Here is a 17,145-nt window from a genome sequence, read left to right as displayed (position 1 = left end):
AGCATTAACGGGCAGTAAGACCCCCACTGATTAAAGTTTCACTTTATTTTTTGTAAATATGGAACAAATGTAATATCTAGATTGTCTATTAATTGTAATCCTAAAAAATATGAAAGTGCGAATCATTTTGAAAAATATAAGGGGATTAAAAATAGGGATATGTGTGGGAATACAAAGTATCAGGGCATCTAAAAGTGTCGGGTGAGATGGTCTATATGAAAGCGATTCTAATGTCTTATATGTATATACAATTTGAGAACACTGTCTGTTTTTTTGAGATTATGTTAGAATAACGCTTTTTTGAGTACAAAGATATTGGAGGTAACAGAAGTGAAAGGTATGTTTTGCAAGAGATTTATTGCAATAGTAACAGTGCTTACACTATTTTTTAGCATGTTCGTTACATTTGGAAGAGCAGCAGCGGAAACAGTTTCTGCTATAGACGTTGAAGCGGGATCAGCAATTTTAATAGAAGCAAATTCCGGAAAAATTTTATATGAAAAAAATGTAGATGAATCATTGGCAATTGCTAGTATGACAAAAATGATGAGCGAATACTTAGTTCATGAAGCGGTGGATAAAGGAAAACTTAAATGGGATCAAAAAGTTAAAATCTCTGAATATGCACATAAGATTTCGCAAGATCGTTCATTATCAAACGTTCCATTAGAAAATGGTGGCTCTTATACGGTAAAAGAGTTATATGAGGCAATGGCAATTTACTCTGCAAATGGTGCAACAATTGCTTTAGTTGAACAGATTGCTGGTAAAGAAGTTAATTTTGTAAAAATGATGAACGATAAGTCGAAAGAGTTTGGAATGAAAGATTATAAATTTGTAAACTCTACAGGCTTAACAAATCAAGATTTAAAAGGATATCACCTAGAAGGGACAACTCTAGACGAGAAAAATAAAATGTCTGCAAGGGATTGTGCAATTTTAGCACAACGTCTTATTCAAGATTTCCCCCAAATATTAAATACAGCAAAAATTCCTAAAAAAACATTCCAAGAGGGTGGTAAATATCCAATTGATATGGCGAACTTTAACTGGATGTTAAAAGGTTTAATTAAGCAATATGAAGGTGTAGATGGTTTGAAAACAGGAACGACTCCAGAAGCGGGAGATTGTTTCACTGGTACAGTAGAAAGAAATGGTATGCGCCTAATTTCTGTAGTGATAAAAGCAAAATCTCATACGGCACGTTTTGATGAAACAAAGAAATTATACGATTATGGATTTGCGAATTTTGAAGTGAAGAATGTCTACGGAAAAGATTCAGTAATAAAAGGATATGAAACAGTTCGAGTGGCAAATGCAAAAGACAAAGATGTAGTAGTTCAAACGAAGCAAGCTGTTTCACTTCCAATGCCGAAGGGCAATAAAGACATTTATAAAAAAGAATTTAAAGTATTGAATAAAGAACAAGAAGCGCCTATTAAAAAAGGTGTAACAATTAGCAAAATGATTATCTCGCCTAAAGATAATACAGATCCTGGGTTCTTATCAGGTAAATCATTACAAATAGACCTTGTAACAAAATCTGATGTGGAACAAGCAAATTGGTTTACACGTTTTATACGTAAAACAGGATCTTTTTTTAGTGGTATGTGGGATAGTGCGATTGATATAGTAAAAAGCTAATTTTATAGGATACAACTAAATGTTTCACTTTATAAAAATTTAATAAAATCTTTTCTTTGTATTAAATATTTTGTTTTAAATTATGTATATAAAGAAATGGAGGTCAAATTAACTTTGTACTGCTTATATTAGGAATTTAAAGAAAGAATATGTACAATTCTCCCACTACATTCTTATAGTGGCCTTTATGAACAGCAAAATTTACAATTTACAAGGAGAACATTTTATGAGTAACAGAATAAAAGAATTAGATTCCATACGAGGGTTAGCGGCACTTACTGTGGTATTTGGACATTTTTGTTTAATGCTACCATCGTTGCCTAATTCTATTAAATTTTCCCCGCTTAGGTTTTTATGGGCGGGTGGGGAAGCTGTTATCGTTTTTTATGTACTAAGTGGTTTTGTGTTATCTATGGCACTTTATCATTCAAAAACAAATTATTGGGGATATTTAATTAAGAGATTTGTAAGAATCTATATTCCTTATTATTTTTGGATAATCGTTACCTTTGTTTTATTTATTTTATTTTCGTCGTATGAAGTGGTAGGATTACGGGATTGGTTCTATGATAGGTGGCAAGGGTCTATAACAAAATTAGATATTCTAAACCACTTTGTACTTCTTAATAACTTTTTTACGGAAAATTATAATCCAGTTATTTGGTCATTGGCTCAAGAAATGCGTATATCTATTGTGTTTCCTTTGTTATTCCTTCTTTTTTATAAACTGAATTGGAAGAAAACGATACTATTTGCTTTGAGCTTTTCATTAATTAGTGTTGTTCTTAATATGTTGCATATTGGGAAAGCTGAAGGGTTTTATAATGGTTATGCTGATACACTGCATTTTACATCTATGTTTATGGTTGGAATGTTACTTTTTAAGTATCAGGAAAAACTTATCTACTCATATAGGAATATGAAAAAATTTAAAAAAGGATTTCTTATTACATTAGGGGTTATTCTATATTTATATTCCATTTTAATTTATGGTTTTTCCCGTAATGATACAACTTTCTTAATAAAAGATTGGGGTGTCGTAATGGGGGTTAGTATATTTATTATAATGGCTATGAGTAACCTAAAAGTAAAAGCATTTTTAAATAAGAGTGTATTTGTATATTTAGGAGAAATTTCATACAGTATCTATTTATGTCATTTTCCAATCATGATGGTACTATTTAAACTTTTGTATACAAAGATACCTATCTTTTTCCTTCTTACTTTGTGCATTGCAATGACACTACTTTTTTCTATAGTTTCATATCATTTAATCGAAAAGAAATGTATCAACTGGGCAAAACAAAGAACAACAAATTTTTTGAAAAAAGTATAATTCCTAGATAGATTGTATTTCTTTAGTAAATATATGAATATGACCGATTCCTAAGTATACTTAGGAATCGGTCAATTTTAGATTCTAAATGTAAATATAGTAAAGTGGAATATAATTGAAATCGAAAACCACTTAGAAATAACAATTACGGTGTGAGCTATTGTATAGTATAGATATGGTTAATAATAAAGGGGGAATACATATGTGGAAGCGATTTGTAGCAATTGGCGATAGTTTTACAGAGGGGATAGGGGATGAAGTTGAGGGAATTGCATTAAAAAGCTGGGTAGATCATTTTGTTCAACTGTGTGAAAACGATATAGAATATGCCAATTTTGCAAAGCGTGGGTTAGTAACTGAAGAAATTCGCTCGCAGCAATTGGAAAAGGCGCTAACTTTTAATCCAGATTTGGTTAGTCTCATTGCAGGGGCAAACGATGTTTTAAAAGGACGTTGGAATCATGATGCATATAAGAACGATATGGAATTTATGGTAGATACATTAAGTAAAGCAGGGGCTGATATTATTATAGCAAACCTTCCGGATTTTACAGTTAGGCTTCCTTTTGCTTTTGAAAAAAAACAAGTAATAAAAGAACAATTATTAGAGGCAAATGAAGTTATACGTTCATTGAGCAGAGAGTATAAGCTTCATCATGTTGATTTTTGGAATCATCATTTAGTTAATGACAATACGCTTTGGTCTAAGGATTTAATTCATCCAAACTCAAAAGGATATGTAAAAGTTGCTGAATTAATTTTTAGTAGTTTGCCTGTACAGAAGACAAAATAATAGTTTGCAATGTAACGAATATGGTATTAATTGTATTAAGCTATGTTTTTTAGTAAATGGAAAGAACTAAACATTTAGCAAACAAAGCGTATCTACGATATATTTCTACAGTAGTGCATAAATGTAGAATCACAAAGAAAGATCACTTATGGAAATAGGTGATCTTTAAACGTTTTTATAACTAAATTAAAATATATACTGTATTACTAACAATTTCGTACTACATAAAAATTAAGTTCTCTTATAGAAAAACTGATTTTATATTATCTTAAAATATAATAACATATTCAAATCATATTTTGGGTATGTATCCTAATTGTGAATAATGTGTAATTTTTTTGAAGTATAAATATCCAATAAATAAAATAGGTAGTAGGTGCAGAAGTATTAATACTATATTATTCAATTCTGTTATGAGTACATTAGTAATTGGTAGTATTATATTTTTATTATCAATTTTAGTTATTGGAATTAATTTGCATAGAAAATATGTAGGATAAGAAAAGATAAATATACTTTATTGTATATTTATCTTTTTGTTTAGTAGGATTTATAGCCTCTTTAAACTATTATGTTAATAAAATTAAAAAACTTAATTTTTGATATCCTTATGGCTAAAGCCATCTATAAAATGGCAATATAACTAAATAATTGTTTGGTATGATTTTTGGATTTGGTTTTTTTATCCGAATTTTCTGATTCAAATATTTCAACTTTATGAATATAGTAGGTGAAATATTTGTGTGATAGTATTTGAGATAGAAAAAAGCCAACTTTAAAAAGGATGTGAATTGAATGTGCAAACGACTGTAAAGGGTTATATTAAGGCAACGTTTAGCTGTTATTAGTGTAAGGGAAAGATATATTTTGTAACAGTTGATATAAAAATGAAGAAATGGGTACGCTTTATTTTATCTGACTATTTTAAAGATATAAAAAATAATAGTTTAAGTTTTGACGAAGTTAAATTTTAGGTGAGATGTCAATAATGATTAATTTGGTTTAATAAAGAGGTACCTTATACGCAAAAGCGTTTATATTAGTAACCTAAGGAGCTTGCTTTTATGAAAACTACCGATTCAAAAGGCCTATTAGGAAATAGGGTATATTTACAAGTTTTCTCTGCCTATTCATTGCTTATGCTTGGTGTTTTTATTGATATGTTAGCGATTATGACTATAGTTGGGTTTGAATGGGAAGTAGATCCTACTATGATTGGATTGATTCCTGTTGCATATGCACTTCCAGGAATTATTTTTGGCTCATGGGCAGGTGTTATTGCAGATCGTTTTAGAAAAATTCCAATTATGATGTTCTGTAATCTAATGGTTGGTCTAATAACGATTGCTCTTTTATTTGTACAAGATATCCACTGGCTCTTAGTGGCATTAATGATTCGTTCCATTTTTATTGTTTTCTATTATCCTGCACAGCAAACACTAACAAGACAGATTGTATCCCCGGATTTGCTTACTAAAGCAGTAAGTATCAACGGAATAGTAGAGCAGGGTACCAAAATAGTAGGCCCACTTATAGGGGGTATGTTGCTGAGCTGGTTTCAACCAGAGTTCTGCCTCATTATAAGAGCTATAAGTTGTTTATTAGCTACCTTAGTTCTCATACCCACAATAAAATTTAAAGAAACTATATCGAAAGAATTTGTTGAAAAGCAAAAACAAAGTACTTGGACCGCTTGGGTACAAGGGTGGGGTTATGTGTTATCTAATCGGATAATATTATCAACCATGATTTTCGTTACAATAGCCATGGCAGTATTACAATTAGTAGACTCACAATTCCCAACTTTATTTAAGAGCCTATTCCCACATGATAAAAGTAAAATGGGATATATCATTTCTATTATTGGTCTTGGCGGGATACTTGGTGCATTACTAACTCAGAAATTAAAACAATTTCAATATGGCTGGGTAGTATGTGGAGGTATGGTTTTAATGGGAATTGGTTTTGGGGGGATTGGTTTGATAACGCCCGGTACGGTCTTCGTTTTAGCCTATTTAATTAGTTTTATCGCTGGTATCGGAAGTGGGCTGATGCTTGTATCTAATCAAGTCATATTACAAATAGAATCCGATCAAGATCAAGTAGGAAGAGTATTTGGTATTCAAAGTAGTTTAACAAACGCAGTTTTAATTATTTCTCCTGCTATGAGTGGCCCATTAGTGCATTTGTTTGGAGTAACTCAACTCTATGTTTATGGAGGGATTGGGCTTGTTATTATTGGAGTAATTGGAGTTTCAATGCAGAAATATTTATGGGGTAAACATAAACACGAACCTATAAGAGCAAATAATTTTTGAAGGGAAGATTTTTATGACCAATGAGGAATGTTATCCATTAAGCCATCCGCAGCGAAGAATATGGTATACAGAAGTTATTCATTCTGATAAAGGAATATGTAATTTAAGATTTTTATTTAAACTTCATCGAAAAATGAATTATTCAAAATTAAACCAAGTTGTGAATCGCGTTATCAGTGAAAATGACGGTCTGTGCATTAGGTTAAAAGAAAATGGGCATCAGGAACCGAAACAATATTTTATTAAACATGAAGAACAAGAATTTGAGTTTTTTGATTTCAGTAATGTGGAGAATACAAATTTACTTGAGGAATGGATTGAGCAGAAAACAAAAGAAACGTTTACATTATTTAATTCAAATTTATACTATTTCGCTTTAATAAAATTAAACGATAATGAATGTGCAGTCTTTGGAAATGTTCATCATATTATTATGGATGGTTTATCAATTCAAATATTTACTGAGCAGATTGCAAAATATTATTATGACATGCATAACGAGAATGAAGAAGGCGAAATTAAAAATTCATATGTTCAATTTCTGACCAATGAACAAACATACTTGAATAGTAGTCGCTTTCAAAAAGATCAAAAATTCTGGTTAGAGGAATTTAAAACACTGCCATCTGCGACTGGATTGAAGCCTTATAATACGTACCAAGTTAGTACCAAAGCATCACGTGAGACGTTTATATTAACGGAGCATTTGAAGAGAAAGATAGAAAAATTTTCTGAAGATTCCAAATTTAGTTTATACACCCTTTTTGTTGCTGCTTTCTCGTTGTCCATGTATCGGTGGACCTCATCGCTTAATATTGGTTTAGGAATGGCTTACGGCAACCGTATGACTAAAATGGAACGAAAATTGATTGGAATGATGGTGAGTACAGTTCCTTTAAGAATGGATATTGATCCAGAAGAAGAAGTACTTTCATTTATTAGTAGGGTGTCCAGAAAACAAAGTAAATCATTAAGACATCAGAAATATCCATTTGATTTGTTATTAAAGCGGATTAATAAAGAGAATAACAGTAATGTGAGACTTTTCGGAACTACGATTGATTATAGGGATCGTGATGAAAGTGGTGACTCACTATGGATTCCAAACCGTGAAGAAGTACAAGATTTTGCAGTGCATATTGAAAATCTAATTGATATAGACTCTTTACATGTACATATTGATTATCGTGAGGAGCTATTTTCTAAGGAAGAGATAAAACAGTTTTTTAACGTGATGTTAGCGATAATGGAAAACACTTTTGAAAACCAAAAGCAGAAGGTGGCTGAAATAGAAATCATTTCTGAGGAAGATAAAAGAAAAAGTTTAGTTGAGTTCAACAATCCTAAACTGGATGTCCCGCCTCAAGTAACTATTCATGAAATGTTCGAACGGCAAGCGATGATTTATCCAAATGCTATTGCAGTTACGTATGAAAAAGAAAAAATTACTTATAAGGAGCTTAATGAACGTGCAAACCAGTTAGCTCATTATCTGCAGAAAAAAGGAGTAGGACCTGATACTTTAGTTGGACTGTGCGTTGAACGTTCCCACGAGATGATTGTAGGTATTTTAGGGATTTTGAAGGCTGGTGGGGCTTATGTCCCACTTGATCCAACATATCCAGAGCAACGACTTCAATATATTTTAGAAGATGCTAGCATTCAGTTATTCGTAACGCAAGAAAGTTTAAAAGAATTGAACTGGTTACCAGAAAATGTTGAGTCGATTTGCCTGGATCGTGATCAAGATGAGATTGGGAAAGAAAGTAAGACTTTGCCGGTTTCTAGTGTCGGTCCCCAAAATCTGGCATATGTAATCTATACTTCGGGATCAACGGGAAATCCAAAGGGCGTTATGATAGAGCATCACAATGTCATTCGGTTATTTAAATCGACGGATTGTTGGTATCAGTTTAATGAAAAAGATACTTGGACGCTTTTTCATTCGTATGCATTTGATTTCTCAGTATGGGAAATTTTGGGAGCATTATTATATGGTGGAAAATTAGTTGTTGTTCCGTACTGGATTAGTCGATCACCTAAGGATTTTTATCAATTATTGGTGGAGGAAGAAGTCACAGTTCTAAATCAGACACCCTCCGCATTTCGACAATTAATACGAGTGTGTGAACAAGAAGATAAGAATAAAAATTTGCAGCTGCGTTATGTGATATTTGGCGGAGAAGCGTTAGAACCTACTAGCTTGTTACCGTGGTTTCAAAGGTATGGGGAGAAAAACCCACAGTTAATTAATATGTATGGAATTACAGAAACTACAGTTCATGTTACATATTATCCAATTACTCTAGATGATGTGCAGCATGCTTCAAGAAGTAATATTGGAAAGCGGATTCCCGATTTAGAAGTGTATATACTAGACGCTTATCAACAACCTGTTCCTATAGGTGTCGATGGTGAACTTTATATTGGCGGGGCAGGGCTTGCACGTGGGTATTTAAATAGACCTGAATTAACAGCAGAGCGTTTTATATCTCATCCATTTAGTAGTGATCTGAAAGCAAGATTATACCGGACAGGAGACTTAGCGAGGTATTTGCCAGATGGGAATCTAGATTATCGTGGAAGAATTGATCATCAGGTTAAAATACGTGGTTTCCGAATTGAGATTGGGGAAATTGAGTCTACTTTACATACATATGCATATGTAAAAGAGGCAGTTGTAATTGTAAGAGAAGATCAGCCGGGCGATAAAAGATTAATAGCATATGTTGTAGGAGATGGAAATGTAGATGCGTGGAGAGAGTATCTTAAAGCGAAACTACCAAGTTATATGGTTCCTTCGGGATTTGTGGCGATGGAAGCTATTCCACTTACAGCTAACGGTAAAGTTGATCGTGAGGCCTTACCTATGCCAGAGGAAAAGCAGATTAATAGTGAATGTGTTGGCCCTCGGAATAGTAACGAACAGATACTGACTACCATTTGGAAGCGAGTATTAGGTGTTAAAAAGGTGGGAATCTATGATAATTTCTTTGAAATTGGTGGCGACTCGATTCTCAGTATTCAAATCATATCTCAAGCAAGTCAAGTGGGGTTAAAACTTACTCCAAAGCAAATGTTTGAATGCCCAACTATCGCTGAGCTGGCACAAGTGGCTATAGAAACGCAGGGAGTACAAGCGGAGCAGGGAATTGTGATAGGTGATGTGCCTCTTACTCCAATTCAGTGCTGGTTCTTCGAGCAAGAACATCCACATACAGAGCATTGGAATCAATCAATGCTTTTAAGAGTAAAAGAAAGATTGAATGTGAAATTACTAGAGGGAGCGATATTAAATTTACTGAAACATCATGATGCTTTACGTTTCCGGTACGAACAGTTACCAAACGGAACGTGGAGGCAGAGAAATGAAGGGACTGATGAGCTGTCAGTACTCCATGTTGTAAAACGTAATCAAGTTAATGAAAAAGAGTGGAATAAAATAATACAAGAAGAGATGAACATTAATCAAGCTAGTTTCAATTTAGTTAATGGTCCGTTAATGAGAGTAGTGTACTTTGAAGATAACTTGACTAGAAATGATCGAATATTCTGGGTGATTCATCATTTAGTAGTAGATGGAGTGTCATGGAGGATTCTATTGGAAGATTTACAGGTGGTATATAACCAGATGAAACAAGGTCAAGAAGTTCGCTTACCTGCGAAAAGTACATCTTTTAAAGAGTGGTCTGAACGACTCCAGACATACAGTGATTCGGGTATTTCAAAAGAAGTACAAAATTATTGGAATGAACAAGTAGAAAAAGAAACGATGAAAATTCCAATGGACTATCCAATACAAGAAACAACAGAAGAATCGATTGATCAAGTGACGAGGACTTTAGGAATAGAAGAAACACAAACATTGTTACACGAAGTTCTAGTCACTCATAAGACAAGGATTGATGAGGTACTATTAACGGCATTAGGACAAGCTATCGTCGATTGTACAAATCAGCAAACCGTTTCTATTCATCTAGAAGGACACGGAAGAGAAGAGATGATTGAAGGTATTGATTCATCAAGGACAGTGGGCTGGTTCACGAGTATTTATCCCGTTCATCTCAATTTTCAAGGAACTCAAACACCTATTGAAGGGTTAAAGGCTGTCAAAGAACAATTACGTCGAATTCCAAATCGCGGAGTTGACTATGGTATTTTACGTTACTTGAATAAAGGATTACTTCCGTTTTATCAGCAAAAGCCTTCAATAAGCTTTAACTATTTGGGCCAATTTGATCAGGTGTTTTCAAGGGACTCTTTGTTTATGCAAGAGACAGGATTTACATTTTTAGATCATGCTCCAGATTCCAAACCATCTCATCTAATTGATGTTATCGGAATGGTGAAAGATGAAAAGTTACATTTTGTTTGGATGTATAGTAGAGAACAGTTTTCTAAATTGAAAATTCAATTGATAGCAGATGGTATGTTAAGGCATCTCCGTCAACTTATAAATAAACCAACAACAGAGTCTGCTTTTACGGTATCAGATTTTGCTGATGCAGAGGATCTTACGGAAGAAAGCTTGAGCAAAGTATTACTTAAATTAACAAAGAAGAGGGTGTAAAAATGGGAGACGTTATTGATATATATGGTTTATCACCTTTGCAAAAAGGAATACTGTTTCATACTTTATACGATCAAGATGATGAACATTCTTTTTCCTATATTGTACAAGTAGGTTTCTTGCTCGGGGGGCAATTGGATGTTGCTACTTTTGAAAAAGCTTGGGAATATGTTATTCAACGACATGAGGTTCTGCGCTCAGTATTTGTTTGGGAAGAAGTAGAAAAACCTCTACAAGCAGTTTACGAACGTCTTCCTTTTACTATTCATCAAGAGGATTGGAGCACCCATCCACATGAGGAAAGGGCGAAGAAATTACAACAGTTTTTGAATGTAGATCGTAGAAAAGGATTTTTATTGGATGAAGCACCATTGATGAGAGTCACTGCGATTAAAGAAGCAAAAGAGGAAACGAGAATTATCTGGACACATCATCATATTTTGCTAGACGGATGGAGTGTGTCATTGGTCTTTAGTGAAGTGATGGAAGTTTATCTCAAGATGATAAAGGGAGAATTGTTGAATCTTCCTAAATCTCTTCCTTATAAAAAATATATTCAATGGATAAATAAACAAGATCAAAGTCAAGCAGAGGAATTTTGGAAAGAAGAATTAAAAGGGTTCTATGCACCTACTCCATTAGCAATGGAAAGAAAGGATCAAGGACAAGAGAAGGGTTATGGAGAATGTGCTTATCAAGTATCTGAGGAACTTACTGAGAGTTTACAAGAGTGGGTACGAAATAGTCGATTAACGTTGAATACGTTAGTACAAGGTGCATGGGCTTATTTGATGAGTAGGTATAGCGGTGACAGTGACGTCGTATTTGGCGTAACTAGCGCTGGACGTCCTACTGATTTAATAGGAGCAGAGAATATGGTGGGGCTATTTATTAACACATTACCTACCAGAATTCGATTAACGGATAATACATCAGTAGTAGATTGGCTTCGTAAAATACAAATGAAAGAAATGGAACGAAGACAGTATGAGTATAATTCGTTGATAGATATTCAAGGCTGGAGTGAGGTTCCGCGAAATTGCTCCTTATTTCATACCTTGTATGTGTTTGAAAATTATCCAATTCAAGGTGAGAGAAATGATGATTTAAGATTACTAGATGTTAAAAGCACGGAACAAACAAATTATCCTTTAACACTCATTGTAATGCCCGGTAAGAAAATTACTTTAAAGTTGATGTATGATCGAAGCTATTTTAATGAAGAAGCAATAAATCGGATTCAGAATCACTTATTGCAAATATTAATTCAGATGACGAAGAGCCTAGATTCAAAACTATTTGAAATTACTCATTTAACAGAAGAAGAACAAATACAGTTACTAGAGGAATGGAATCATACTCAAGTTAATTATTCGGCTGAAGGCATGATTCATACGATGTTTGAGGAGCAAGTAAAAAAAACACCGGAAGCAATCGCGGCTAGTTACGAAAATGAACAAATTACCTATAAAGAGTTGGAGAAGCGTGCAAATCAGTTAGCTCATTATTTACAAAAGCATGGTGTAGGCCCAGAGTCTCTAGTTGGGGTATATATGGAACGTTCATTACAAATGATGATAGCGTTATTAGGTATTCTAAAATCAGGAGCAGCGTATGTTCCACTTGACCCTACTTATCCAGAGAGTCGACTTCGATATATATTAGAGGATGCTGGAATCGAAGTACTAGTGATGGAAGAGAATTCTAAAAATTTGTTTGTATCTGAAAATATAGAAACGATTTGTATGAATAAAGATTACACTGCAATTGAAAAAGAAGAAACAACCCCATGTATAAGTGGTGTAACAGGAGAAAATTTAGCGTATGTTATGTATACTTCAGGATCTACAGGGAATCCAAAGGGAGTAATGATTGAGCATCATTCAGTAATTAATTATCTAGAATGGATGCAACATAAATATCCGCTTTCTGAAAAAGATGTGGTCTTGCAGAAAACGCCATTCTCATTTGATGTCTCTGTTTGGGAATTGTTTTGGGGCATTCACGTTGGTGCAAGTGTATCTTTCCTACCTCCAGGTGGAGAAAAAGATCCTTCTATTATAGCTGAAGTGATTAAACAACATCAGGTTACTATAGTTCAATTTGTACCTTCGATGTTATCTGTTTTCTTAGATTACTTCAATCATATTGAATTGAACATGAATTGTTCGTCCGTACGCCATGTATTTTCTGGTGGAGAAGAACTAAGTTCAGGGTTAGTTAGACGTTTTCAACAGAAATGGGATTATAGTGGACAAGTGAAATTAACCAACTTTTATGGGCCAACTGAAGCCACTATTTATGTGAATGCATTTGATATTCAGCCTAATCAAGAATTTGTTTCTATTGGGAAGCCAATACAGAACACGCAATTATATGTATTAGACCAAAATCAACGCTTGCAATCAATAGGAACTGAAGGTGAGTTATATATTGGTGGTGTTGGTTTAGCGCGTGGATACTTAAATCGTCAGAATCTTACTGCTGAAAAATTCATTTCGCACCCATTTCAATTGGGGGAACGACTATATCGAACAGGAGATTCAGTAAGATATCTAAATGATGGAAATATAGAATTTATAGGTAGAATGGATCATCAAGTCAAAATGCGTGGTTTTAGGATTGAACTAGGAGAAATTGAAGCAACTTTAGAAAAATGTTCGTTTATTAAAGAGGCTGTCGTATTAGTTAGAGAAGATCGTCCAGGTGATCAACGATTGGTTGCATATGTAATAAGCGATGGAAATACCGAAGAGTGGAGAGAGTATTTACAAAACCAATTACCGAATCATATGATTCCAGCGCACTTTATAGAGTTAGAACATTTCCCGCTTACTCCGAATGGGAAAATTGACCGAAAGGCCTTGCCAGCACCTGATGAGCAAGCTATTGAAGATTTAAATGTGCTACCTCGGACGCCATCGGAAGAGCTTATTGCCTCGGTTTGGAGTCAAGTGTTAGGAACAGAAAATATTGGCATTCAGGATTCCTTCTTTGAACGTGGTGGGCACTCACTACTTGCTACTCAAATCGTCTCTCGATTGCAAGAACTGTTCCAAATTAAAATTCCATTACGTGAACTTTTCAAGCACGATACAGTGGAAGCATTGGCGAAACGAGTGGATCAGTTACGAAAGGAAGATAAAAAACGAAAGGTTGCTCCTCTTGTACCTATGAAACGAGAAGAAGTTATCCCACTTTCCTATGCGCAGAAACGTCTATGGTTTATTGATCAATTAATGCCAAATAGTGCTATGTACAATATTCATGCAGCGTGTCGCTTAACAGGTAAATGGTCAATTGAAGCATTGGAGGTCGGATGGAATCAATTGTTGGAGCGTCATGAATCATTAAGGACGACAATTCTAGAACAAGAGGGTGAACCTTTTCAACAGGTTCAATCTCATGTGTTCAGGCATATTCCTCAAACGAATCTAACAGATCTTTCTTTGGAAGATAGGGAAAGAGAAATGAAACGCCTTATTCAAAACGAGGCGGAGGAACCATTTCATTTTGGACAAGGTCCTCTGATTCGAACACGAATATTAAAAGTGGACAGGGAAGAATGGGTTCTCATTTGTACGATGCATCATATTATTTCAGATGGATGGTCAATGGGAATCTTACTTGAAGAATGGATGGCTTTTTATGAAGGAGCACTAACCGGAAAACCAGTGGAATTGAAGGAGTTATCTATCCAATATGCAGATTTTGTCATGTGGCAGAAGGAATGGCAAAAAGAGGAGAGTTTGAATCAGCATCTTCAATATTGGAAGGAAGAATTATCTGGGGAACTACCGGTTTTACAATTACCGATGGATCGTCCTCGACCTGCAGTTCAAACCCATCGTGGTGCAAGTCAGTCCTTAATAGTGGCGAATTCCTTACAGGAAAAGCTCAAAGATTTAAGTTTGCAAGAAGGATGCACTTTATTTATGACATTGATGGCAGCGTATCAAAGCTTCCTTTCTCGTTATACAGGACAGGACGACATTATAGTTGGAAGCCCAATCGCTAATCGAAATGTGAAAGAGATTGAGGGATTAATAGGATTCTTTGCAAATACGTTAGTTTATCGAGCTGATTTCAGTGGAAATCCGACGTTCCAAGAACTATTGTCGCAGGTAAGAAAAAAAGCGCTAAAAGCATTCGAGTATCAGGACATCCCATTTGAGAAAGTGGTAGAATCCGTAAAACCTGAACGGAATACAAGTCATTCACCAATATTCCAAACTATGTTTACTTTACAGAATACGAAACAAGAATTTCTTCAGCTATCTGAAAGACAAATGGAACTCATGAAAAGCCATGCTTCTGTTGCCAAATTTGATTTGAGTTTATTTGCTTCTGAGACGGAAGAAGGATTATCACTAACCTTTGAATATAATACTGATTTGTTTAATGATACAACCATTGAACGTATGGCAAGTCATTTTAAACATTGGTTAAATCAAATTGTCTCTCATCCAAAATGTATACTATCAGAACTGAATATGTTATCGAAAGTAGAATATAAGCAACTACTAGAGGAATGGAATGAATCAGCCGTTATAGATATAGAAGATAGTACGATTCATACAATGTTTGAAGAACAAGTGGAAAAAACACCAGAAGCAATTGCAGTAGTGTGCGAAGATGAAGAACTAACATATCGAGAGTTGGACGAACGCTCAAATCAGTTGGCACATTATTTACAAAAAAATGGTGTAACATGCGAATCATTAGTTGGGATTTGCGTTACACGTTCATCCGAGATGATTGTCGGTCTCTTAGGAATTATGAAGGCGGGAGGAGCATATGTCCCAATTGATCCAGCGTATCCGGAAAGTCGACTGCAGTACATTTTAGAAGATGCTCAAATAAAGGTACTGGTGACACAGGAAAAGTTACAACAAAAAATGGTTATACCTACATTCGTCAACGTCATTTGTATTGATCGTAATCGAGCAGAAATAGAACAGGAAGTTACTACGGTATGCACGAGTGAAGTGACGGGCGATAACTTAGCCTATATTATCTATACTTCAGGTTCCACTGGAAATCCAAAGGGAGTAATGATTGAGCACAGGAATACAGTAACAATGATTCATTGGGCGTATCACACGTATTCTCGAAAGGAATTAGCGGGAGTATTAGCTTCAACTTCACTATCTTTTGATTTATCCGTTTTTGAAGTATTTGTTCCCTTAACGATGGGTGGTAAGGTGATTGTCGCTGAAAATGCTCTACATCTAGACAAGTTGTCTACCAAAGGTGTGACTTTGGTTAATACTGTGCCATCGGCAGCAAAGGAACTGGTTCGAGCAAAAACAATTCCTTCTTCAGTAAAGGTAATAAATTTGGCTGGAGAACCGTTACCATATCCGCTTGTTCAAGATTTATACGAGAGAAGTACGATTGAGAAGGTGTTCAACTTATATGGACCGTCTGAAGATACTACGTATTCCACGTATATGGAATTAGAAAAGGGTGTCATGCATAGGGTACCACCAATCGGTAAACCAATCTTCAATACAGAAGTATATGTATTGAGTGCTGAACAAAAAATGGTTCCAATTGGTGTAGTTGGTGAGCTATACATTGGTGGATCAGGGTTAGCACGTGGATATTTAAAACGCCCTGACTTAACGAAAAATCGATTTATACCGCATCCGTTTAAAGAAGACGAGCGAGTATACCGGACTGGAGATCTAGTAAGGTATTTGCCGGATGGAAATTTGGAGTATGTTGGAAGAATTGATCATCAGGTGAAAATTCGTGGATTCCGGATTGAACTAGGAGAAATCGAGGCGGTATTACAAAAGCATACATTAGTTAGCGAAGCTATTGTGATGGTGCGGGAAGATTATCCTGGCGATCCACGTTTGATCGCCTATGTTGTAGGAGACGGGGATGCTCAAAAGTGGCGTGATTATCTCAAGGATCAACTACCAAATTATATGATTCCAGCCTATTTTGTTGGATTAAATGCATTTCCACTCACTCCTAATGGGAAAATTGATAGGAAGGCCTTACCAGCACCAGAGAGACAGGAGATAGCAAGTGGTTATATTGCTCCTCGTACGTCTACGGAAAAAACAATTGTTTCGATATGGCATGAAGTTTTAGGTATGGAAAACATCGGAATTCAGGATTCGTTTTTTGAAATTGGTGGACATTCATTACTTGCTACGCAAGCTGTTTCCAATCTTAAAGAGGCTTTTGGAATCGAGATACCATTGCATGATTTATTTATGTTTCATACGGTGCAGCAATTGGCAGAACAGATTGATCAATTGCTCTATAACAAAAATCAAGAAATGCAGAATGATAGTAAAGAGAATGTAAGTCTTCAAGACTATATTCAAAAAGAAGCAGAAGTGAGTAATGATGAAGAATTACTGGAACTACTTAAGCAATTAGAGGAGCTATCAGAGGAAGAAGCACAAGGGATATTCGAGAGTAATTTGATTGAGGAAGGGGTAAAAAAATGAGAAGTGATTTA

At 34.9% G+C, this 17,145-nt stretch carries 6 protein-coding genes; all 6 read left to right on the top strand.

The window, feature by feature from the left end; all coding sequences use genetic code 11:
- Window positions 1–330 precede the first annotated feature (330 nt).
- The 6 genes from AC1Q8L_RS00400 (at window position 331) to AC1Q8L_RS00375 (ending at window position 17,134) form a co-directional block, all read left to right on the top strand.
- On the top strand, window positions 331–1,644 hold the full coding sequence (locus AC1Q8L_RS00400; RefSeq protein ID WP_000677652.1) for a D-alanyl-D-alanine carboxypeptidase family protein: 1,314 nt from the start codon (window positions 331–333) through the stop codon (window positions 1,642–1,644).
- A 187-nt stretch (window positions 1,645–1,831) separates the two neighbouring features.
- Window positions 1,832–2,980 (top strand): acyltransferase family protein, encoded by a 1,149-nt coding sequence (locus AC1Q8L_RS00395; RefSeq protein WP_025118541.1) that lies wholly within the window; start codon window positions 1,832–1,834, stop codon window positions 2,978–2,980.
- 202 nt (window positions 2,981–3,182) lie between these two features.
- Complete coding sequence (locus AC1Q8L_RS00390; RefSeq protein ID WP_000265878.1) at window positions 3,183–3,773, top strand: SGNH/GDSL hydrolase family protein; 591 nt, start codon at window positions 3,183–3,185, stop codon at window positions 3,771–3,773.
- Window positions 3,774–4,837: 1,064 nt separating this feature from the next.
- On the top strand, window positions 4,838–6,091 hold the full coding sequence (locus AC1Q8L_RS00385; RefSeq protein ID WP_000858616.1) for an MFS transporter: 1,254 nt from the start codon (window positions 4,838–4,840) through the stop codon (window positions 6,089–6,091).
- Between the two features lie 13 nt (window positions 6,092–6,104).
- Complete coding sequence (locus tag AC1Q8L_RS00380; RefSeq protein ID WP_098311981.1) at window positions 6,105–10,661, top strand: non-ribosomal peptide synthetase; 4,557 nt, start codon at window positions 6,105–6,107, stop codon at window positions 10,659–10,661.
- Window positions 10,662–10,663: 2 nt separating this feature from the next.
- Window positions 10,664–17,134: a non-ribosomal peptide synthetase gene (locus AC1Q8L_RS00375; protein WP_098311982.1), complete on the top strand. Its 6,471-nt coding sequence runs from the start codon at window positions 10,664–10,666 to the stop codon at window positions 17,132–17,134.
- The last annotated feature ends 11 nt before the right edge of the window (window positions 17,135–17,145 follow it).

Source organism: Bacillus sp. GW823-FHT06A11, from assembly GCF_058795355.1.
Note: the sequence above shows the minus strand (reverse complement) of the source record. Positions and strands in the feature narration are given on the sequence as shown.